This is a genomic window from Amaricoccus sp. (assembly GCF_047602525.1).
In the GTDB taxonomy this organism is placed as follows: Bacteria; Pseudomonadota; Alphaproteobacteria; order Rhodobacterales; family Rhodobacteraceae; genus Amaricoccus.
Map to the genome: position 1 here is coordinate 414,006 of NZ_JASGHB010000001.1, position 20,667 is coordinate 434,672.

Sequence of the window (20,667 nt, forward strand, 5' to 3'; positions counted from 1 at the left end):
GGCTAGATCTGGCCCGGAAGCCCGCCACCTCGGAGAGACGCCATGGACCACCGCCGCCTGGAGATGACGGAGCTGATGACGCCGGATCTCGCCAACTTTTCCGGCAAGGTGCACGGCGGGGCGCTGCTGAACCTGCTCGACCGGGTCGCGTTCTCCCTGGCGTCGCGGTATTCGGGCAGCTACGCGGTGACGCTTTCGGTCGATCAGGTGACGTTCAAGGAGCCGATCAACGTCGGTGAACTCGTCACGTTCCGGGCCGCGGTCAACTATGCCGGGCGGACGTCGATGGAGATCGGCATCCGCGTCGAGGCGGAGAACATCCGCTCGGGCACGGTGCGGCACACCAATTCCTGCTACTTCACCATGGTGGCGGTCGACGACGCCGGCCGCCCGGCGGAGGTTCCGGCGCTGAGGATCGAGACGCCGATCGAGGCTCGGCGCAACCGGGCCGCGGAGCTGCGCCGGCGACTGCGGCGCGAATTCGTGGTGCAGCTGGAGCAGGCGGCCGAGGCGGCGCGGTGAGGGCGGGGGACGGTCCGCGCGCCGCGAGCTTGACACGCATCCGGACCAATAGGGCGGCGCTCCGCGAACGTCGGAAATATCAACAGCCTGACGGCTGGTCTTCACCCTCGCGTCACGCCTGAAGTCTCTGCCCCGAACGCAAGGCGCCCCGCCGGATGCTCTCCGGCGGGGCGCCCCTCGTGTCCTGCCGAGGCGGTGGGCCTCAGGTGTTCTCCGGGGTCCGCACCAGTCCGGCGTCGTCATCGTTGGCGGCGCCGCCGATGTCGTCGAACAGCTCCTGGATGTCGAACTCGGCCGCGGCGTCGGCCTCGGCCTGCAGCTCCTGGATGGTCTTGCCGGAGGCCTGGATCTCGGCCTCCTCCTGACTGCGCGCGACGTTGACGGTGATCGTCGCGTCGACTTCCGGGTGCAGCACGATCGTCACCGGGTGCAGGCCCAGCTCCTTGATCGGATGGTCGAGCGTCACCTGGCGCTTGTCGAGCGAGAAGCCGCCCGCGGTCGCCGCGTCGGCGATGTCGCGGGTCGTGACCGAGCCGAACAGCGCGCCGCCGTCTGAGGCCGAGCGGATCACCACGAAGGCCTCGCCGTCGATGCGGCGGGCGACCTTCTCGGCCTCGGCCTTGGCCTCGAGGTTGCGGGCCTCGAGCTGGGCGCGCTCGGTCTCGAACCGCTTCAGGTTCGATTCCGTGGCGCGCAGCGCCTTGCCCTGCGGCAGCAGGAAGTTGCGGGCGTAGCCGTCCTTCACGGAGACGACCTCACCCATCTGGCCGAGCTTTGCGACGCGCTCGAGCAATACGACTTGCATGATCGCCTCCTTACTTCACGGCGTAGGGCAGGAGGGCGACGAAACGGGCGCGCTTGATCGCCCGGGCCAGCTCGCGCTGCTTCTTCGCCGAGACGGCGGTGATCCGGCTGGGGACGATCTTGCCCCGCTCGGAAATGTAGCGCTGCAAGAGCTTCACGTCCTTGTAGTCGATCGCGGGCGCGTTGGCGCCGGAGAACGGGCAGGACTTGCGGCGGCGGAAAAACGGACGCTGTGCCATGGTGCTCTACCCCTCAGTTCTCGTCTTCGCGGCGCGGACGACGCGGGCCACGATCACGGTCGCGCTCGTCGCGCTGGCTGCGGGCCTGAACGACGGCGGAGGGGCCATCCTCGTGCTTCTCGACCTTGACGGTCAGGACGCGCATGACGTCCTCGTGGAGCCGCATCAGGCGCTCCATCTCCTGCACGGCGGGGGCCGGCGCGTCGGACCGCAGGAAGGCGTAATGCCCCTTGCGGTTCTTGTTGATCTTGTAGGCCATGGTCTTCAGGCCCCAGTACTCCTGGCCGACGACCGAGCCGCCGTTGTCCTTGAGGACCTGCCCGAAGTGCTCGATGAGCCCCTCGGCCTGCGCGTTGGAGAGATCCTGACGCGCGATGAAGACGTGCTCGTAGAGCGACATCCGATCACCTGTCTTTTGCGGCGCGCTTCAAAACCGGAGCCGACGATCCCCTCCTGGCCCGGTACGAGAGGCTGCGCGAGAAACCTGTCTGGGGGGAATGCGGCCTTTTAGGGACTCCTGCGGGAAATGCAAGCGGGATGTGGCGTCGCGGCCGCGAGGGGCGCCGGCTACGCCGCCCCGAGCGCCCGGATGCCTCGCGCGATCTCCTCGGGCTCGACGTCGCCGAGGACGGCGGACTGCACGACGTAGCCGAGGACCGCGGCGAGAATCGCCCGGGCGACGTCCGGGGCCGCCGAGCCCGGCCGGAGCTGGCCGCTCGCCTGCCACTGCGCGGCGGCCGCCTCGAGGGCGTCGCGGAACGGCAGGTAGAAGTCCCGCATGGTCTGGCGGAGCGGCTCGTTGCGCTGGGCCTCGCTCCATCCGAGCAGCGCGATGCGGCGCAGGTCGTACCCCTCGCGCGTGGAGAAGTCGGCGACAGCCTGCATGATGCGCCCGGCGAGCACGTCGGGGGCGGGGAGCGGTCGTGTCGCGAGCGCCGGCGCCACCAGGTCGCGGATGCCGCCGAGCGAGTCGGTGACCGCCGCGAGGATCAGCGCCTCCTTGCCGGGGAAGTAGGAATAGACCGCGCCGGCCGACAGACCGGCCTCGCGGATGATGTCGTCCATGGTGGTGGCGTGGAGCCCCTGGCGCTGGAAGCATCTCCAGGCAGCCTCGAGGATCTGCAGGCGCCGCGCCGCCCGGCGTTCGTCGGAAATCTTCGGCATGGGCGCGTCTTAAAACGAACGATCGTTCTTTACAAGGGGGCAGGGCGAGGCTACAAAGAGAACGATCATTCGTTTTGGGGGATCCGATGATTACCGTGACGGCGATCGAGACTGGCAAGGCGCGGATGAAGACGGCGCAGCGCGTCGGGCGGGACGATCGCAGCGCAATCGGCCGGAAGATCGACATCTTCCGCGACCGCGACTGGGTGGAGCCGTTGCCGATTCTCTGCTTCCTCGTGGAGCATCCCGAGGGTCGGTTTCTCGTTGATACCGGCGACACCTGGCGCAACTCCGTGCCCGGATACCTGCCGGGCTGGAATCCGTTCTATCGGCAGGTGTCGATCCGGGTGGCGCCGGAGGAGGAGGTGGGCCCGCGCCTCGCGGCCATGGGGCTCGACCCGGCGCGCGACCTCGCGGCTGTGGTGCTCACCCACTTCCATCATGACCATACGGGCGGGCTCGACCATTTCCCGCACACGCCTATCGTCGGGCCGCGGGCGAATTATGCCGTCTCGACCGGGATGCGGGGCATGATGATGGGGTGCCTGCCGCAGCGCTGGCCGGTGTGGCTCGCGCCCGAGCTCGTCGACATGGACGGGCCGGCGATCGGTCCGTTTCCGGCCTCGCATCCGCTGACGTCGGACGGCAGGGTCGCGCTGGTGCCGACCCCCGGCCACGTGGCCGGGCACTGCTCGGTCATCGTCCGCGGCGACGACCGCGCCTATTTCCTTGCCGGCGACGCGACGTATTCGCAGGAAAACCTGCTCGCGGACCGGATCGACGGGGTCACGAACGACGCGGCGACCGCGCATGAGACATTGCGCCGGATCCGCGACTTTGCCGCGCTGCAGCCGACGGTCCTCTTGCCGGCGCACGATCCCGACGGGCCGCGGCGGCTGCGGGAGGGCGCGTGCCTCTGACGCCTGCCGGTCTCGGCCCGGGCTTGCGGGTCAGGCCGCCCGCGTCGGGTAGAACGCCTCGTAGATCGGTTCCAGCGTCTGGGCGTTGAACAGCGACGAGACGCTGGTGCCGTTGGCGATGTTGAGGATCGCCTGCCCGAACAGCGGCGCCACCGGCACGACGCGGATGTTCGAGGCCGCGCGCGCCGAGTCGGAGAGCTCGATCGAAATCGGTGATGACGAGGCTTTTCATCGACGAGTTCTTGATGCGCTCGACCGCCGGCCCGGACAGGACGCCGTGGGTGATGTAGGCGTGCACCTCGCGGGCGCCCTGGGTGACGAGCAGCTCCGCCGCCTTCACCAGCGTGCCGGCGGTGTCGCAGATGTCGTCGACGATGACGCAGACGCGATCCTGCACGTCGCCGATCACCGTCATCGAGGCGATCTCGCCCGGCGCGGCGCGCCGCTTGTCGACGATGGCGAGGTCGGCGTTGATGCGCTCGGCCAGCTCGCGGGCCCGCGCCACGCCGCCGACGTCGGGCGAGACCACGGTGATCGCCTCGAGGTCGGGGAAGTTCGCGCGGATGTCGAGGGCAAAGACCGGCGCGGCATAAAGGTTGTCGACCGGCATGTCGAAGAAGCCCTGGATCTGCGCCGCATGCAGGTCGAGGGTCAGGATGCGGGCGATTCCGGCGGTGGTGAGCAGGTTCGCCACCAGCTTCGCCGAGATCGGCGTGCGCGCCTTGGAGCGGCGGTCCTGCCGGGCATAGCCAAAGTAGGGCATGACCGCGGTGATGCGGTTCGCCGACGACCGGCGCAACGCATCGCACATGATCATCAGCTCCATCAGGTTGTCGTTCGCCGGATTCGACGTCGACTGTATGATGAACATGTCCTCGCCGCGGACGTTCTCGAACACCTCGACGAAGATCTCGCCGTCGTTGAAGCGCTCGACCCGGGTCTTGACCAGATCCACCGTCTCGCCGCGGTGCATCGAGATCCGCCGGGCGATGGCGGTGGCAAGCGGCCGGTTGGAATTTCCCGCGATCAGCTTGGGCTTGAACAGGGGGTTCATCTGACCTCGCGGGTGCGGCATTCGGCTTGGGATGCCCGCTCCCCTAGCACCGGGATCCGGCCTTGCAAAGCCCGGAATCCGCAGGCTTGTACCGGGGCCGGGCCGGCGCCATGGTCGTCGCGGCCCGCAACTGCCCTGAGCCGCACAGCCAAAGGAGACGCGCCCGTGGCCTTCGAGACCCTGATCGTCGACGTGGAGGACCACGTCGGGCTCATCCGCCTCAACCGGCCCGAGGCGCTGAACGCGCTGAACTTCCAGCTGCTCGATGAGCTGGGCGAGGCGCTGGCGGAAATGGAGGCATCGGCCCGGGTGCGCGCGATCATCGTCACCGGCTCGGAAAAGGCCTTCGCCGCCGGGGCAGACGTGAAGGACATGGCGCCGAAGGGCTTCGTCGAGATGTTCACCGAGGATCGCTTCACGCCGGAAACCGAGGCGATCCTGCGCTGCCGGAAGCCGATCATCGCCGCGGTCGCCGGCTATTGCCTTGGGGGCGGCTGCGAGCTGGCGATGATGTGCGACTTCATCATCGCCGCCGACACGGCGAAGTTCGGCCAGCCGGAGATCAACCTCGGCATCATTCCGGGCATGGGCGGAACCCAGCGCCTGACCCGCCTCGTCGGCAAGTCGAAGGCGATGGAGATGTGCCTCACCGGCCGCTTCATGGATGCCGCCGAGGCCGAGCGGGCCGGCCTCGTCAGCCGTGTCGTGCCGGCCCGCGACCTGCTGCGCGACGCGAAGGAAACCGCGGCGAAGATCGCCGAGAAATCGCCGCTCACCGTCCGGGCGGCGAAGGAGGCGGTGAACCGCAGCTACGAGACGACGCTGCGCGAGGGGCTGCTCTACGAGCGGCGGCTGTTCCATGCGCTGTTCGCCTCGGAGGACCAGGCCGAGGGCATGGCGGCCTTCGCCGAGAAGCGCAGCCCGCAGTTCCGCGGCCGCTAACGTTCGGGTCACGCCTTGCTGCTAGCCATGGGGGCGAAGTCTTGACGCGAGCGAACGATGCAGGACTCGACCCCGGGCTGGACGCGCTACATCGAGGACCTCGAGGCACAGGCGGCAAGGCTGCCGCGCCGGCGACGATCGGTGCCGACGCCTGCCGGCCTTCTGGCGGCGGTGCGGGCCATGGGGCGCCAACTCGCTGCCCTGCTCGGCCGGCCGGAGATCGGCGGTTGACAGCGGTCCGGGCCGCGGATATGAGCCCCCGACTGATTTACCGATACCCGAACGGATCGAACGCACATGGCAAATTCGCCGTCATCCAAGAAGCGCGCGCTGCAGGCCGAGCGCCGCGCAGACATCAACAAGGCGCGCCGCTCGCGGATGCGCACCTTCATCCGCAAGGTCGAGGAGGCGATCGCCTCCGGCAACGTCGACGCGGCCACCACCGCGCTGCGGGCGGCCCAGCCCGAGATCATGAAGAGCGTCTCCAAGGGCATCGTTCACAAGAACACCGCGAGCCGCAAGATCTCCCGCCTGTCCGGCCGGGTGAAGGCGCTTTCCGCCTGATATCCGCCTGAAGCGTCCGGGCCGGCCGCAGCGCCGGACCCTCGGTCAACGCGCGTCGTCCGGCGCGCGTTTTTCGTTGCGCGCCAGCGTCAAACTCGCCATCGGCGCGTCCGGTTCGGCGCGTGGGCGGAGGCGGAACCGGGCATCAGGCGGCGGCTTCGAGCCCAAGGCGATGTTCCGCCTTCGGTCCCGTTGTCCGCTGAGGGAGGCTCCGGTATGTTAGGTGACAGTTAACGATTCCAGCTTCTCGCTCGAATGGGTCGCTTGGTGAGGTGCCAGAGGTGTTGGCGCTGGGGGTAAGTCTCGTAATCGAGTTGTGGAGAGCGCGGCATTTTCGGTCGAGACGACCGGAAATCGAGAAGAATTCGACGGGGAAGGTCAGAGCAATTGCGAGCGGTGTCTTCCAAATGCCGGAAAGGGCCAGATGTTCGCAAGATACAACCTATGGTTGTTGAGTATAAACCGTTGGTAGAACTTGCGGTGTGGCGTCGGGGGGCGCCGGACCTTGTCGGTCGCAGTCCGGGCAGCGGCATCAGCTGACGCTACCCGACACGCCACCCACGGTTTCCTTAGATTTCCGCCCCCGAAGAGCACCCATGACACCGCAGACCAAGGCCCCCGCCCTCGACTCCGTCGACGACTCCTGGACCCGCGTGCGCGCCGGCCTCGTCGGCCAGATCGGCCAGGACAACTTCAAGAACTGGATCGAGCCGCTGGTCTTCCTCGGATCGGATTCGGGTGTCGGCCGCTTTGCGGCGCCGACCGCGTTCATCGGAACGTGGGTGCAGCGGAACTATGGCGACGCCCTGCGGACGCTGCTCTGCCGCGAGGGGCTGACGGTCACGCAACTCGACTTTGCCGTCGCCCAGGCGCCCGTTCCGGCGATGCGGGTGGTGCCGAAGGACGCGACGGCCCTTGTCGCCCCGGCGCCGCAGCCGGCGGCCGCAGCCGCCGGGGCGGGCGAGGTCGACCTGCCGGCATCGCCGCTCGACGGGCGCTGCACCTTCGACAACTTCGTCGTCGGCAAGCCGAACGAACTGGCGCACGCCGCGGCGCACCGGGTGGCCGAAGGCGTCGCCGAGGGGGCGGGCGTCACGTTCAACCCGCTGTTCCTCTACGGCGGCGTCGGCCTCGGCAAGACCCACCTGATGCACGCGATCGCCTGGGAGGTGCGCCAGAAGAACCCCGAGGCGCGCGTCCTCTACCTCTCCGCCGAGCAGTTCATGTACCGCTTCGTCTCGGCGCTGCGTTTCAAGGACATGCACGGCTTCAAGGAGATGTTCCGCTCGGTCGACATGCTGATGGTCGACGACGTGCAGTTCATTTCCGGCAAGGATTCGACGCAGGAAGAGTTCTTCCACACCTTCAATGCGCTCATCGAGCAGCAGAAGCAGATCGTCATCTCCGCCGACCGGGCGCCGGGCGAGATCGACGGGCTTGAGGATCGCATCAAGTCGCGGCTGCAATGGGGCCTCGTCGTCGACCTGCATCCGACCGACTACGAACTGCGCCTCGGGATCCTGCAGGCCAAGGCCGAGGCGCACATGGAGCAGCATCCGGGCGTCGGCGTCGGCGCCGGGGTGATGGAGTTCCTCGCCCACCGGATCAGCTCGAACGTGCGCGTGCTCGAGGGCGCGCTCAACCGGCTGTTCGCCTACGCGAGCCTCGTCGGGCGCGAGATCAACCTCGACATGACGCAGGAATGCCTCGCCGACATCCTGCGCGCATCCGAGCGCAAGGTGACGATCGACGAGATCCTGCGCAAGGTCGCCGACCACTACACCCTGCGGATGTCCGACCTGCTGTCCGCCCGGCGGGCGCGGCAGGTGGCGCGGCCGCGGCAGGTGGCGATGTACCTCGCCAAGACCCTGACCTCGAAGTCGTTGCCAGAGATCGGCCGGCGGTTCGGCGGCCGGGACCACACCACGGTGATCCACGCCGTGCGCAAGATCGAGGAGCTGCGCGCGACCGACGGGCAGATCGCCGAGGACGTCGAGCTGCTGCGCCGCATGCTCGAAGCCTGAGCGGCCTTAAGGCCCCTGCTGCCCGGGGGCCACACCTCTCTCCCAACCGACTGGCCGGGGCGCGGCGATCGTTGGACGTGCGGCCCGCGTGGCTCATGCTCTCCCCTCATCACCGGGCCGGCGAGAAGCCCGGGGCGCAGAGGAGAGCGACATGGTTCAGGACATGGCAACCGCCGGACCCGACCTTCTGGTCGGGACGCCGGGCGATGACGAGATCGCCGGTCTCGCGGGCAACGACACCCTGCAGGCGCGTGGCGGCGACGACCGGCTGCTCGGCGGGCCGGGAAGCGACGTGCTGTTCGGCGGCCCCGGGTCGGATGATCTGTTCGGCGGCACCGGGGACGACTGGATCGCGGGCGGCGTCGGCGACGACCGGCTGCGGGGCTGGACGGGCAACGACCTGCTGCTCGGCGGCGACGGCGACGATGGCCTGTCGGGCCAGGCCGGTCGGGATACGCTGGCGGGCGGTGCCGGCGACGATCTGCTGCGCGGGGGCGAGGGGCGCGATGCGCTTGGCGGCGACGAGGGCGACGACCGGCTGTTCGGTGACAGTGGCCGTGACACGCTGGCCGGCGGTGACGGGGCCGACAGTCTCGATGGCGGTCGGGCCGACGACCTGCTGCTCGGCGAGGCGGGGAACGACCGCCTGAGCGGCGGCGCGGGGCAGGACCTGCTGTCCGGCGGCTTCGGCCAGGACACTCTCGCCGGCGGGCGCGGCAATGACCGGCTGATCGGCGGCCACGGCGCGGATGTGTTCGAGTTCCGGCAGGGCGGCGGCACCGACCTGATCGTGGACTTTGGCCTCGGGATCGACCGGATCGACGTGGCGGCCTTCGGCTTCGCCAGCGGCGACGAAGTGCTGGCGCTCGCCGGGCAGGTGGGCAGCGAGGTGGTGATCGGGCTCGGGCACGGCATGCGCGTGGTGCTGGCCGATCACCTGCTCGCGGATCTGGCCGCGAGCGACTTCCTCGTGTGAGCGGACGACCTACCCCAGGCGGCCGTCCATCGCGCGCTGGTAGAGGTCGAGGGCGTCGGCCTCTGTCAGGCCGCGGGGGTTGCCGCCGGCGGTCGGGTCGATGACCGCCATCTTCGCCATCTCCTCGAAGCGGGAGTCATCGACGCCGATCTTGTCGAGCGTGTGCGGAATGCCGAGGTCGCGGCGCAGGCGCAGCACGAAGTCGAGGAAGCCCGAAAAGCCGTCCTCGAGCCCGAGCCAGGCGGCGAGGCGGTCGATCTTGTCCCAGAGGGCTTCCCGGTTGAAGTCGAGGACGTAGGGCATGAACACCGCGTTGGTCAGCCCGTGGTGGGTGTCGTAGAGCGCGCCGACCGGGTGGGAGAGGGCGTGGATCGCGCCGAGGCCCTTCTGGAATGCGGTGGCGCCTGCCGCGGCGGCGACAAGCATGTTGCCACGGGCGTCGAGGTCGGTGCCGTCGCGGTAGGCGCGCACGAGGTTGTCCTTGACCAGCCGCATCCCCTCGACCGCGATGCCTTCGGCCATCGGATGATAGGACGGCGCGGCGTAGGCTTCGAGGCAGTGGGCGAAGGCGTCCATGCCGGTGCCGGCGGTGAGCACGGGCGGCAGGCCGACGGTCAGCTCGGGGTCGAGGATCACCTCTGCCGGCAGCATCTTCGGGTGGAAGATCACCTTCTTGGTGTGCGTCGCGAGGTTGGTGATGACCCCGGCGCGGCCGACTTCGGAGCCGGTGCCCGCGGTGGTGGGGACGGCGATCACCGGGGCGATGCCGGCCGGGTCGGCGCGGGTCCACCAGTCGCCGATGTCCTCGAAGTCCCACATCGGCCGGGTCTGGCCCTTCATGAAGGCGACGACCTTGCCGCAGTCGAGCGCCGAGCCGCCGCCGAAGGCGACGACGCCATCGTGGCCGCCGTCGCGCAGCGCGGCGATGCCGGCCTCGACGTTGGCGTCGGTCGGGTTCGGCTTCACCTGCGTGAACAGGCCGGGCTTCAGGCCGGCGGCGTTCAGCGCGCCGAGGGCGGCGCGGGTGATCGGCAGGTCACGCAGGCCGGGGTCGGTGACGAAGAGCGGGCGGGCGATGCCGGCGCGGCCGCAGGCGGCGGCCAGCTCGTCGATCCGTCCGGCCCCGAAGCGGATCGCGGTCGGGTAGTTCCAATTGGCGGGCATCGCCATGATTCAGAGCCTTTTCAGGTGGTAGGACTTGGGCCGGGTGACGGAGAGATAGCCGAGATGCGACAGCGCGGCGCCGCGGCCGGTGTCCTTGACGCCGGTCCAGGTCAGCGCCGGGTCGAGATAGTCGGCGCGGTTCATGAACACCGTCCCGGTCTCGAGGCGCGCGCCGATCGACTGGCCGACATCGGGGTCCTCGGTCCAGACGCTGGCGGTCAGGCCATAGCGGCTGTCGTTCATCAGCGCGATGGCCTGCTCGTCGTCCCGGACCGGCATGATGCCGACGACCGGGCCGAAGCTTTCCTCGGTCATCACCCGCATCGAATGGTCGACGCCCGTGAGGATCTGCGGCGCGAGATACGCGGTCGAGCCGGTGTCGGCGGGGAAGAGCCCCTTGTCGACCAGCGCGGTCGCGCCGGCGGCGACGGCCTCGGCGGTCTGGGCGCGAACGGTATCGGCAAAGCGCCGCGAGGCCATCGGCCCGAGGGTGGTCGCCTGCTCCAGCGGGTTGCCGAGGATGAGCTTCGAGACCCAGGCGACGGACTTCTCCACGAAGGCGTCGAACAGCGGCTCGGCGACATAGATCCGCTCGATCCCGCAGCAGCACTGGCCGGAATTGAAGAAGGCGCCGTCCATCAGGGTGTCGACGGCGGCGTCGAGGTTGGCGTCCGCCCGGACATAGCCCGGATCCTTGCCGCCAAGCTCGAGCCCGAGGGCGGTGAAGGTCCCGGCGGCGGCGCGCTCGATCGACTGGCCGCCGGCGACGGAGCCGGTGAAGTTGACGAAGCCGAAGCTGCGGGCGGCGATGAGTTTGGCGGTCGTGGCGTGGTCGAGGAAGAGGTTGGTGAACACCCCGTCGGGCAGGTGGGCGAAAGCCTGCGCCAGCCGCTCGCCGGCCAGCGGCGTCTGGGACGCGTGCTTCAGCACGACCGCGTTGCCGGCGATGAGCGCGGGGACGATGGTATTGGTCGCGGTCAGGAACGGGTAGTTCCATGGCGCGATGACAAGGACGAGGCCGACCGGCTCGCGGGCGAGCAGGCGGCGGAACTTCGCGTCGTCCTCGATCACCTCCGGGGCAAGGACGCGGCGAGCGATGCCGGCCATGTAGCCGGAACGCTCCCGCACCCCGCCCATCTCGCCGCCGGTGCGGGTGGGGCGACCCATCTGCCACGCCAGTTCCTGAACGAGGTCGGCGTTCACCCGGTCGAGGCGGGCGACGCCTTCCTCGACGAGGGCGATGCGCTCGGCGAGGGGGCGGGCGGCCCAGTCCCTTTGCGCCGTGCGGGCCGTCTCGAGGCGGGCGGCGACGTCCGCGCGGCTGGCGACGGGGCGGGTGGCGTAGACGCTGCCGTCGATCGGGGTGATGCAGGTGATTTCGGTCATCGGTGGCCCGGGGGTGAGAACGCGAGGGATTTCACGCGTGAGATGGTCGTGAGAGCGTCGGAATAAAGAGAAACGACCCCTCTTCCGCGGCCCCGCCGCGTGTCGGCGCGGGAGAGCCCCGGTCTGCGGGGCGTCGCGGCGTCATGACCGTTCGAAGCCGCGGCGGAGTTCCCAGTCGGTGACGGAGCGGTCGTGCTCGGACTGTTCCCAGCGCGCGGCGTGAACGTAGTGGTCGATCACCGCATCGCCGAACGCCGCCCGCAGCATCGCCGAGCCGTCGAGCGCGACGGTGGCGTCGCGCAGCGTCAGCGGGATCTGGCGCAGGCTCGCGTCGGTGTAGGCGTCGCCGCGGTATTCCGGTTCCAGCGCCAGCCCGGCGTCGATGCCGGCGAGGCCGGCGGCGATCTGCGAGGCGAACGCGAGGTAGGGGTTGAGGTCGGCGCCGCCGACGCGGCACTCGATGCGGATCGCGCGGCTGCCCTCGCCGACGAGGCGATAGCCGGCGGTGCGGTTGTCCATCGACCAGACCGCCTTGGTCGGCGCGAACGTGCCCGCGACGAAGCGCTTGTAGCTGTTGACGTTCGGCGCGAGGAAGAGTGTGCCCTCGCTGGCGTGGGCGAGCAGGCCGGCGAGGTAGGACCGCATGGTCGCCGACATGCCGTGCGGCTCGCCCGGGTCGAGGAACACGCTGCGCCCGTCGCTGTCGCGCAGCGACTGGTGAATGTGGGCGGAGGATCCCGCGGCGCCGTTCGACCACTTCGCCATGAAGGTGGCGGCGCGGCCCTTGAGGAAGGCGATTTCCTTCACCGCGTTCTTGACGATCACATGGTCGTCGGCGGCGCCGAGCGCGTCGCGGTAGGCGACGTTGATTTCCTCCTGCCCCGCGCTCGCCTCGCCCTTGGAATTCTCCACCCTCACGCCCGCGCCCTGCAGGCCGGTGCGGATGGCGCGCATCACCTCTTCTTCCTTGGTGGTCTGGAAGATGTGGTAATCCTCGTTGTACGGGCTGATCGGCGTCGGCCCGCGATAGCCGGCGGCGTGCAGGTCGCGAAAGCTCTGCTCGAAGAGGAAGAACTCCAGCTCCGAGGCCATCATCGGCGCGAGGCCGCGCTCGGCGAGGCGGGCGACCTGGGCCTTCAGGATGGCGCGGGGGGAGTGCGGCACCGGCTCGTGGTGATGGTGGTCGAGCACGTCGCAGAGCACCAGCGCGGTGCCGGGCAGCCACGGCGTGCGCCGCAGCGTCGCGAGATCGGGCTTCATCACGTAGTCGCCGTAGCCGGAGGCCCAGCTCGTCGACCTGTAGCCCGGCACCGTCTCCATCTCGAAGTCGGTGGCGAGCAGGTAGTTGCACGAGTGCGTCTCGTCGTGGGCGCCTTCGAGGAAGAATTCCGCCTGGAAGCGCTTGCCCATCAGGCGGCCCTGCATGTCGATCTCGGCGACCACCACCGTGTCGATGGTGCCGCTGGCAACTTCGTCCGCCAGCTGCTGCAGCGTCAGCAATCCCGCCATTCCTGTCCCCCCCGGTTCCCCCGAACGCTAGAGAGCGGGTCCGGGGCGCGCAAGGGGGCGGCGCGGTTAACCTTGATGCGGCGCCGGAGTGGAAAACCGGCCGGCCCGGGCGCAGGCTGGCGCACGGGTCCGGAGCGTCAGGCGGAGAGGGAGCCGGCATGGAGGCGGAACTCGCCCAACACATCGCGCTCGGGCGCGAGATCAGGTCGGAGGCGGAGCGCATCGTCGCGACGCGCGGCCCGCTGGCCGAGGCGGCGGCCTGGCTTGCGGCGCGGGCGCCGGACCTCGCGGAGGCGGATCGCGGGTTTCGCGAGGCGGTCGCGGTGCGGATCTCGCGCATCTTCGCCCTGGTCGGCAGCGACCGGCCGCAGTGAGCCCGCTGCGGAGCCGGCCCCACTCGCGGAACGCGCGACGCGCGGCTTGACGGCGCACGCCTGACGCGACATGGCAGAGGCGGTGCCCGAGGAGAGCCGCCATGACGCTGACCACCGCCTATCTGATCCTGTTCGGTGCCATCGTCTGCGAAATCATCGGCACCTCGGCGCTGCACGCCAGCGAGCAGTTCACCCGGCTCGGCCCCAGCCTGATCGTGGCGGTGTTCTACAGCTGCGCCATCGTCGGCCTGGCGTACACCTTCAAGGTGATCCCGATGGGCATCGCCTATGCCATCTGGTCCGGGCTCGGCATCGTGCTGATCTCCACCGTCGGCTGGACGGTGTTCGGCCAGAAGCTCGATGCGCCGGCGGTGATCGGGCTGGCGATGATCGTCGGCGGCGTGGTGGTGGTGAACCTGTTCTCGGACTCCGTCTCGGGGCATTGAGGCGGGCGCGAATCGCCGGCGGGTGCTAGGATCGCGCCATATTTCAGGTGTGCCTTCCGATCCAATCCGGTGCGGGCCGTTTTCAGATGACGCTTTCCACGGGATATTTCCTGCTGCTTCTCGCCATCGTCTGCGAAGTGACCGGGACGACGGCCCTCGCCGCCAGCGCGCAGCTGACGCGACCCGGGCCGGCGGCGGTGGCGCTCGCCTGCTATGGCGTCGCGCTTGCGCTGCAGTCGCACGTCTACCGGGTGATCCCGGTGGGGGTGGTCTATGCGCTCTGGTCCGGCATCGGCATGGTGCTGGTGGTCGGCAGCGGCTGGCTGGTGTTCGGCCAGCGGCTCGGGCCGGCGGCGCTGGTCGGGATCGCGCTGATCCTGGCCGGGGTGCTGGTGCTGCACCTCGCGCCGAATACGAGGCTGCCCTAGCCGCGGATCGCGCGGAGCAGGGTGTCGACGTTGGCGGGGCTCGCGTCGGGCGTGATGCCGTGGCCGAGGTTGAAGATGTGCGGGCCGCCGGCGAACGCTTCGACGATCCGGCGGGCGGCGTCGGTCAGGGGCGCGCCGCCGAGCACCATCAGCAGCGGGTCGAGGTTGCCCTGGACGCAGAGCCGGGGCTGCAGCGTGGCGGCGGCCCAGCCCGGGGCGACGGCGGTGTCGAGGGCGACGGCCTGCACGCCGGCGTCCTGTGCAAAGGCGGCGTAGCCGGCGCCGGCGCCGCGGGGAAAGCCGATGACCGGCAGGCCGGGGTGCGCGGCGCGAAGCGCGGCGGCGATGCGGCGCGCGGGCTCGATGGCGTAGCGGGCGAAGTGCGGGCCGGGCAGGGCGCCGGCCCACGAGTTCGAAGAGCTTCACCACTTCGGCGCCGGCGGCGACCTGGGCGAGCAGGTAGGCGATGGTGGCGTCGGTGATGCGCTCGATCAGCGCGTCGAAGGTGGCCGGGTCGCGGTAGAGCAGCGTGCGCGCCGGGGCCTGGTCGGGCGTGCCGCGGCCGGCGATCATGTAGGTGGCGACGGTCCACGGTGCGCCGGCGAAGCCGATGAGCGGCGTCCCGGCCGGCAGCTCGGCGCGGAGCAGGCGGACGGTCTCGTAGACCGGCGCGAGCGTTTCGTGGATCGCCTGCGCCGGCTTCAGGCGGGCGAGGTCGGCGGCCGAGGTGACGGTCGAGAGGCGCGGGCCCTCGCCCTCGGCGAAGCTGAGGTCGAGGCCGAGCGCCTGGGGCACCAGCAGGATGTCCGCGAAGAGGATCGCCGCGTCGAAGCCGAAGCGGCGGATCGGCTGGAGCGTCACCTCGGCGGCCAGCTCGGGTGTGTAGCAGAGATCGAGGAAGCTGCCGGCCCGGGCGCGGGTGGCGCGGTATTCGGGCAGGTAGCGCCCGGCCTGCCGCATCAGCCACACTGGCGGGACGGCGGTCGTCTCGCCGCGCAGCGCGCGCATCAGGAGCCTGTCGTCCGCCATCGCCTGCCTGCCTTGTGGTCCCGGGGAGCCTTGCTTACAGATCGGCGGCGAAAAGGAAAGCCGGATGCCCGCTGATCTGCCCTCTCCCGACCGCCCGCTGCGCCTCGGCACGCGCGGCAGCCCGCTTGCCCTCGCCCAGGCGGAGGAGGTGCGGGCGCGGTTGATGGCGGCATACGCGCTGCCGGAGGCGGCTTTCGAGATCGTGGTCATCCGCACCACCGGCGACCGGGTGCAGGATCGGCCGCTGGCCGCGCTGGGCGGCAAGGGGCTGTTCACCCGCGAGATCGAGGAGGCGCTGGCGCGCCGCGAGATCGACGCGGCGGTGCATTCGATGAAGGACATGCCGACGCTGCAGCCGCAGGGCCTGGTGATCGGCTGCCTGCTGCCGCGGGAGGATGTGCGCGACGCGTTCGTGTCGGGCCGCTTCGGCGGGCTCTCGCAGCTGCCGGCGGGAGCGGTCGTCGGCACGTCGAGCCTGCGCCGGGCGGCGCAGCTCCGGCACGGGCGGCCGGACCTCGTGGTGGTGGAGTTCCGCGGCAACGTCCAGACCCGGCTGGCAAAGCTCGAGGCGGGGGTCGCGGCGGCGACGTTCCTCGCGATGGCGGGGCTGCGGCGGCTGGGGCGCGATGACGTGCCGGCGGTGCCGATCCCGGTCGACGAGATGCTGCCGGCGGTGGGACAGGGCGCGATCGGGGTGGAGTGCCGGGCCGACGATCCGGTGGGCGAGCTGCTGGCGGCGATCCACGACGCGGAGACGGGCCTGCGGCTGGCGGCGGAGCGGGCGTTCCTCGCCGGGCTCGATGGATCGTGCCAGACGCCGATCGCCGGGCTCGCCGAGATTGCCCGCGGCCGGCTGCGGCTGCGCGGCGAGATCCTGCGGCCCGACGGCTCGGAGCGGCTGGCGCACGAGATCGACGGCGCGGCGGGCGACGGCGACGCGCTGGGCGCGGCGGCGGCGGCGGCGCTGCGTGGACGGGCTGCGCCGGGGTTCTTCGGCTGAGCCACGGGGTCGGTCCTGGCGGCGCTGGGAGCCCGCCCGGTTGGGTCTCCCTCTACCCGGAGCGGCGGAAGAAGTCGGAGCCGGGGTCGGAGATCACCATCTCGCGGATGCGGGCCCACAGCTCGGCGCGCAGCTCGGCGAACTCCGGGCGGGCGCGCACGTCGACGCCCCTGCGCGGCCGGGGCAGGGCGACGTCGTAGGTGGCGAGCACGCGGCCCGGGCGCGGACCCATCAGCACCACCCGGTCGGCGAGCAGGACGGCCTCGTCGACGCTGTGGGTGACGAAGACCACGACGCCGCGGCGCCGCTCCCAGATACGGGTCAACTCGTCCTGCATCAGCTCGCGGGTCTGGGCGTCGATGCTGGCGAAGGGCTCGTCCATCAGCAGGATGCGCGGCTCGGTGGCGAGCGCGCGGGCCAGCGCGACGCGCTGCTTCATGCCGCCCGACAGCTCGGCGGGATAGGCGTCGGCGAACCGCGAGAGGCCGACGAGTTCGAGGTACTGCGCGACCCGTTCGGTGCGCAGCGCCGGGGCCGTGCCGGCGACCTCGAGCGGAAAGGCGACGTTCTCGGCGACGGTGGCCCAGGGGATCAGGCGGAACGACTGGAAGACGAAGCCGGTCTCGGGCCCGGGGCGCGGCGCCGCGCCGTTCACCCGGATGGCGCCGGCATCCGGCAGGACGAGGCCGTTCATCAGGCGGAGCAGCGTGGTCTTGCCGCAGCCGGACGGGCCGACGAGGCTGAGGAACTGGTCGGGGGCGATGTCGAGGTCGACCCCGCCGAGTGCGGCCACGGGCGCGGCCGCCCCCTTGCGCTGAAACGCCTTGACCACGCCGCGAAGCTCGATGGCAGGCGGCGGGGCGGAGGCGTCGCGCATCGGCCGGTGTCAGAATCCGGGCTGGTCGTCGCCGGGCGCGACGCCCTCGGCCTTCAGCACGTCGGTGATCGGCGTCAGGTCGACCCACTCGTCGAAGCCGACCTTGCGCAGGCCGGCGAAATCCGGCGTCGCGTAGGTCCAGTCCACCGTCGCGTCGACCTGTGCGCGGTTGAGGCCGCCATTGACGCTCCAGGCGCTGACGAACGATTTCGCCAGCGTCTCGAGGGTCTGTCGGTCGACGTCCGGCCGCGCCGCCGCCATCGCGTCGACCCAGAGCGCGGGCTTCTGGGCAAAGTCGCGCGATGCCTTGACGAGGGCGCGCACCACCTTCTCCACGTCGTCATGGCGTGCCTGCAGCACCGCGTCCGGGACGACGTTGACCTTGTTCAGCACCGGCGCCGCGGCGAAATAGGCGTCCGGATCGACCAGCACATGCAGTCCGTGCTTGTCCGGCAACGCGAGCCAGACGCCGACCGACATGGTGGTGGCGTCGATCTGGCCGGCGGCGAGCGCCTGGGCACGGACGTTGGGCTGGCCGATGGCCACGAAGTCGAGCTTGCCGGTGTCGACGCCCTTGCTCGCCAGCACCTTGCTGGAGAGCGAATAGTCGAGGCTGCCGACGCGGCCGATGCCAAAGCTCCGGCCCGCGAGGTCGTCGACGCTGGCGATGTCGTCCTTGGCCGCGATGAGGAACGGCAGCGACTTGTTCGGCGAGACCACCGCCTTGAGCTGCATCTGGTCGCGGGCGACGAGTTGCAGCGCGGCGTCGACCGAGATGTTCGCCATCTCGCCCTCGCCGGCCTGCAGCGCGGCGACGGCGGAGGGGGTCTGCTGCACCCGGACGAGTTCGACGTCGACGCCCTCGCGCTGGAAGTAGCCAAGGCTCGACGCCAGATCCATGACGGAGTTCGGCACCAGTTGCGGCTCGAGGTCGGTCGTGACCAGCCGGAACGGCGCGGCGGCCACGGGCAGGGCGAGAAGCAGGAGCGACAGCGCCGCGACGGCGCGGGTCAGCGGTGCGGGCATTCGGCGGCCTCCCTTGATGCCGGGTTCGTGCCCGGACCTCTTCGTGGGCCCGAGGATAACCCCGCGTCCCCCGAACGCAACCGCCTGTCGGGAGAAACGCACCCCCGACGAAGGTCGGGCCGGTTCAGGCGCGCCCGCCCTCGATGGAGAGCAGGCGGGGGTCGATCGAGATCGACCGCAGCGCCGCGCCCCACTTCTGGGGGTCGGCATGGCCGAAGACCAGATCGGCCTCGGCGGGGGCGGTCAGCCAGCCGTTGGCCTGGATCTCGGACTCGAGCTGCCCCGGTCCCCAGCCGGCATAGCCGAGGGCGAGCAGCGCCCGCGCCGGGCCGGCGCCGCGGGCGATGTCCTGCAGGATATCGACGGTCGCCGTCATCGCGAAGCCCGAGCTGACCGCGAGGCTCGACTCCTCGACGCGGTAGTCGGAGGAATGCAGCACGAAGCCGCGGCCATGCTCGACCGGGCCGCCGATGTGGACGCGGATGTCCTGCACGTCGACCCGCGGCTGGATCTTGAGCTGGCCGAGCAGGTCGGTGAAGCTGAGGTCCTCGGCCGGCTTGTTGACGATGAGGCCCATCGCTCCCTCGGCCGAGTGGGCGCAGAGAAAGATCACTGACCGCTCGAAGCGCGTGTCGCCCATGCCGGGCATGGCGATGAGCAGCTGGCCATCGAGAAACGTGCCGTTCTGGTGGGTGCCGTCGGTCATGATTGGGGCAAGATGGGGCGGTTCCCGGGGGAATACAAGCGAGCCGGGGCGGGGAGACGCGGGGCGCGAGCGGCGGGCGATCGGGCCGCTGCTCCGCCGGCGCGGCTGTCCCTAGCCGGCCGGCTCCGCCACGGGGGCGAGCCAGGCGGTGAAGTCGGCCTTTGCGCGGTCGGTGTAGCCCTTGTAGCGGTCGCGCCGGCCCCGGCGGCCGCCCCGGACGGCCTCGAGCGGCGGGAAGAGGCCGAAGTTGACGTTCATCGGCTGGAAGGTCTTCGCGTCGGCGCCGCCGGTGATGTGACGGATCAGCGCACCCGTCGCCGTGGTCTCGGGCGGCGTGCCGAGGTCGCGGCCCAGCCGCTCGGCGGCGGCGAGGCGGCCGGCGAGCAGGCCCATCGCCGCGCTCTCGACGTATCCCTCGACGCCCGTCACCTGCCCGGCGAAGCGCAGGCGCGGGTCGGCCTTGAGCCGCATCCGGCCGTCGAGCAGGCGGGGCGAGTTCAGGAAGGTGTTGCGGTGGATGCCGCCGAGGCGGGCAAACGCCGCGGCCTCGAGCCCGGGGATCAGGCGCAGCACCTCGGTCTGGGCGCCGTGCTTCATCTTGGTCTGGAAGCCGACGATGTTGTAGAGCGTGCCGAGCGCGTTGTCGCGGCGGAGCTGCACGACGGCATGCGGCTTCTCGGTCGGGGCGTGCGGGTTGGTCAGGCCGACCGGCTTCATCGGGCCGTGGCGCAGGGTGTCGCGGCCGCGCTCGGCCATCACCTCGATCGGCAGGCAGCCCTCGAAATAGGGCGTGTCCCGCTCCCAGTCCTTGAACTCGGCCGTGTCCGCGGCAAGCAGGGCGTCGATGAACGCGTCGTATTCGGCCCGGTTCATCGGGCAGTTGAGATAGGCGGTGCGATCGGCCTCGGTCTCGCCCTTGTCGTAACGCGATTGGAACCACGCCTTCGAGAGGTCGATCGAGTCGAAGTGCACGATGGGTGCGATCGCGTCGAAGAAGGCGAGGGCGGTCTCGTCGGTCAGCGCCCGCACCGCCTCGGCCAGCGCCGGCGAGGTGAGCGGGCCGGTGGCGATGATGACGCTCGACCACTCGGCGGGCGGCAGGCCGGCGATCTCGCCGCGCTCGATCGTGACGAGCGGGTGCGCCGCGAGGGTCGCGGTGATCTCGGCCGAGAACGGTTCGCGGTCGATGGCGAGCGCGCTGCCGGCGGGCAGGCTGTGGCGGTCGGCCGTGGCCATGACGAGGCCGCCCGCCGCCCGCATCTCCCAGTGCAGCAGGCCGACGGCGTTCTGCTCGTCGTCGTCCGAGCGGAACGAGTTGGAGCAGACCAGCTCGGCGAGCCCCTCGGTCTTGTGGGCGAAGGTCGCGACCTCGGGGCGCATCTCGTGCAGGACGACCGGCACGCCCATGCTGGCGGCCTGCCACGCCGCCTCGGAGCCGGCGAGGCCGCCGCCGATGATGTGGATCGGATCGGGAGCGTGTGTCATGGCGGCCCACTTAGGCGAGGCGGGGCCG

The 20,667-nt window shown here is 70.6% G+C and carries 22 protein-coding genes and 2 pseudogenes; 11 read left to right on the plus strand and 13 right to left on the minus strand.

Features of this window, described 5'->3' with window-relative positions:
• Positions 1–42 precede the first annotated feature (42 nt).
• Positions 43–522 carry an acyl-CoA thioesterase gene (locus QM699_RS02420; RefSeq protein ID WP_415009642.1) on the plus strand — a complete coding sequence of 160 codons (480 nt, stop codon included), beginning with the start codon at positions 43–45 and terminating at the stop codon, positions 520–522.
• Between the two features lie 202 nt (positions 523–724).
• Here the strand turns inward: QM699_RS02420 and rplI are convergent, their stop codons facing one another.
• The 4 genes from rplI to QM699_RS02440 form a co-directional block, all read right to left on the minus strand.
• On the minus strand, positions 725–1,327 hold the full coding sequence (gene rplI / locus QM699_RS02425; protein ID WP_415009643.1) for a 50S ribosomal protein L9: 603 nt from the start codon (positions 1,325–1,327) through the stop codon (positions 725–727).
• A gap of 10 nt (positions 1,328–1,337) precedes the next feature.
• Entirely contained in the window at positions 1,338–1,565 is a 228-nt protein-coding gene (gene rpsR / locus QM699_RS02430) for a 30S ribosomal protein S18 (RefSeq protein ID WP_415009644.1), read from the minus strand.
• Positions 1,566–1,578: 13 nt separating this feature from the next.
• Complete coding sequence (gene rpsF / locus QM699_RS02435) at positions 1,579–1,965, minus strand: 30S ribosomal protein S6 (protein WP_415009645.1); 387 nt, start codon at positions 1,963–1,965, stop codon at positions 1,579–1,581.
• 167 nt (positions 1,966–2,132) lie between these two features.
• Entirely contained in the window at positions 2,133–2,729 is a 597-nt protein-coding gene (locus QM699_RS02440) for a TetR/AcrR family transcriptional regulator (RefSeq protein WP_415009646.1), read from the minus strand.
• Positions 2,730–2,815: 86 nt separating this feature from the next.
• Between QM699_RS02440 and QM699_RS02445 the strand changes: the two genes are divergently transcribed.
• A complete protein-coding gene (locus QM699_RS02445; protein WP_415009647.1) occupies positions 2,816–3,649 on the plus strand; it encodes an N-acyl homoserine lactonase family protein in 834 nt (277 codons plus the stop codon).
• Between the two features lie 30 nt (positions 3,650–3,679).
• Here the strand turns inward: QM699_RS02445 and QM699_RS02450 are convergent.
• A pseudogene (locus QM699_RS02450) lies at positions 3,680–4,703 on the minus strand (ribose-phosphate pyrophosphokinase).
• Positions 4,704–4,868: 165 nt separating this feature from the next.
• On the opposite strand from QM699_RS02450, the gene QM699_RS02455 reads away from it, so the two are divergent.
• The 5 genes from QM699_RS02455 to QM699_RS02475 all read left to right on the plus strand — a co-directional run bounded on the left by QM699_RS02455 (position 4,869) and on the right by QM699_RS02475 (position 9,209).
• Entirely contained in the window at positions 4,869–5,645 is a 777-nt protein-coding gene (locus tag QM699_RS02455; protein ID WP_415009648.1) for an enoyl-CoA hydratase, read from the plus strand.
• A 57-nt stretch (positions 5,646–5,702) separates the two neighbouring features.
• Positions 5,703–5,876 (plus strand): hypothetical protein, encoded by a 174-nt coding sequence (locus tag QM699_RS02460; protein ID WP_415009649.1) that lies wholly within the window; start codon positions 5,703–5,705, stop codon positions 5,874–5,876.
• A 66-nt stretch (positions 5,877–5,942) separates the two neighbouring features.
• Positions 5,943–6,209, plus strand: a complete 267-nt coding sequence (rpsT, locus tag QM699_RS02465) for a 30S ribosomal protein S20 (protein WP_415009650.1) — start codon at positions 5,943–5,945, stop codon at positions 6,207–6,209.
• Positions 6,210–6,805: 596 nt separating this feature from the next.
• A complete protein-coding gene (gene dnaA / locus QM699_RS02470; protein WP_415009651.1) occupies positions 6,806–8,233 on the plus strand; it encodes a chromosomal replication initiator protein DnaA in 1,428 nt (475 codons plus the stop codon).
• A 151-nt stretch (positions 8,234–8,384) separates the two neighbouring features.
• Positions 8,385–9,209, plus strand: coding sequence for a calcium-binding protein (locus QM699_RS02475; protein ID WP_415009652.1), 825 nt, complete (start codon positions 8,385–8,387; stop codon positions 9,207–9,209).
• Between the two features lie 9 nt (positions 9,210–9,218).
• On the opposite strand, the gene QM699_RS02480 is transcribed toward QM699_RS02475, so the two are convergent.
• The 3 genes from QM699_RS02480 to QM699_RS02490 all read right to left on the minus strand — a co-directional run bounded on the left by QM699_RS02480 (position 9,219) and on the right by QM699_RS02490 (position 13,268).
• Positions 9,219–10,379 (minus strand): iron-containing alcohol dehydrogenase, encoded by a 1,161-nt coding sequence (locus tag QM699_RS02480; protein ID WP_415009653.1) that lies wholly within the window; start codon positions 10,377–10,379, stop codon positions 9,219–9,221.
• Between the two features lie 3 nt (positions 10,380–10,382).
• Positions 10,383–11,759, minus strand: coding sequence for an aldehyde dehydrogenase family protein (locus QM699_RS02485; protein WP_415009654.1), 1,377 nt, complete (start codon positions 11,757–11,759; stop codon positions 10,383–10,385).
• A 141-nt stretch (positions 11,760–11,900) separates the two neighbouring features.
• Entirely contained in the window at positions 11,901–13,268 is a 1,368-nt protein-coding gene (locus tag QM699_RS02490) for a glutamine synthetase family protein (protein ID WP_415009655.1), read from the minus strand.
• 158 nt (positions 13,269–13,426) lie between these two features.
• Here QM699_RS02490 and QM699_RS02495 point away from each other — a divergent pair, with 158 nt between their 5' ends.
• The 3 genes from QM699_RS02495 to QM699_RS02505 all read left to right on the plus strand — a co-directional run bounded on the left by QM699_RS02495 (position 13,427) and on the right by QM699_RS02505 (position 14,516).
• A complete protein-coding gene (locus QM699_RS02495; protein ID WP_415009656.1) occupies positions 13,427–13,642 on the plus strand; it encodes a hypothetical protein in 216 nt (71 codons plus the stop codon).
• Positions 13,643–13,743: 101 nt separating this feature from the next.
• Positions 13,744–14,088, plus strand: coding sequence for a DMT family transporter (locus QM699_RS02500; protein WP_415009657.1), 345 nt, complete (start codon positions 13,744–13,746; stop codon positions 14,086–14,088).
• A gap of 86 nt (positions 14,089–14,174) precedes the next feature.
• Positions 14,175–14,516: a DMT family transporter gene (locus QM699_RS02505; RefSeq protein WP_415009658.1), complete on the plus strand. Its 342-nt coding sequence runs from the start codon at positions 14,175–14,177 to the stop codon at positions 14,514–14,516.
• On the opposite strand, the pseudogene hemE reads toward QM699_RS02505, so the two are convergent.
• Positions 14,513–15,545, minus strand: a pseudogene (gene hemE / locus QM699_RS02510) (uroporphyrinogen decarboxylase). The gene QM699_RS02505 and the pseudogene hemE overlap by 4 nt on opposite strands.
• Before the next feature lie 64 nt (positions 15,546–15,609).
• Between hemE and hemC the strand changes: the two are divergent.
• Positions 15,610–16,545 (plus strand): hydroxymethylbilane synthase, encoded by a 936-nt coding sequence (hemC, locus tag QM699_RS02515; RefSeq protein ID WP_415009659.1) that lies wholly within the window; start codon positions 15,610–15,612, stop codon positions 16,543–16,545.
• A gap of 52 nt (positions 16,546–16,597) precedes the next feature.
• On the opposite strand, the gene QM699_RS02520 is transcribed toward hemC, so the two are convergent.
• The 4 genes from QM699_RS02520 to trmFO form a co-directional block, all read right to left on the minus strand.
• Positions 16,598–17,422 (minus strand): ABC transporter ATP-binding protein, encoded by an 825-nt coding sequence (locus QM699_RS02520; protein ID WP_415009660.1) that lies wholly within the window; start codon positions 17,420–17,422, stop codon positions 16,598–16,600.
• A 9-nt stretch (positions 17,423–17,431) separates the two neighbouring features.
• Positions 17,432–18,448: an ABC transporter substrate-binding protein gene (locus QM699_RS02525; RefSeq protein ID WP_415009661.1), complete on the minus strand. Its 1,017-nt coding sequence runs from the start codon at positions 18,446–18,448 to the stop codon at positions 17,432–17,434.
• Between the two features lie 124 nt (positions 18,449–18,572).
• Positions 18,573–19,154 (minus strand): YqgE/AlgH family protein, encoded by a 582-nt coding sequence (locus QM699_RS02530; protein ID WP_415009662.1) that lies wholly within the window; start codon positions 19,152–19,154, stop codon positions 18,573–18,575.
• Positions 19,155–19,265: 111 nt separating this feature from the next.
• A complete protein-coding gene (gene trmFO, locus QM699_RS02535) occupies positions 19,266–20,639 on the minus strand; it encodes a methylenetetrahydrofolate--tRNA-(uracil(54)-C(5))-methyltransferase (FADH(2)-oxidizing) TrmFO (protein WP_415009663.1) in 1,374 nt (457 codons plus the stop codon).
• Between the last annotated feature and the right edge of the window lie 28 nt (positions 20,640–20,667).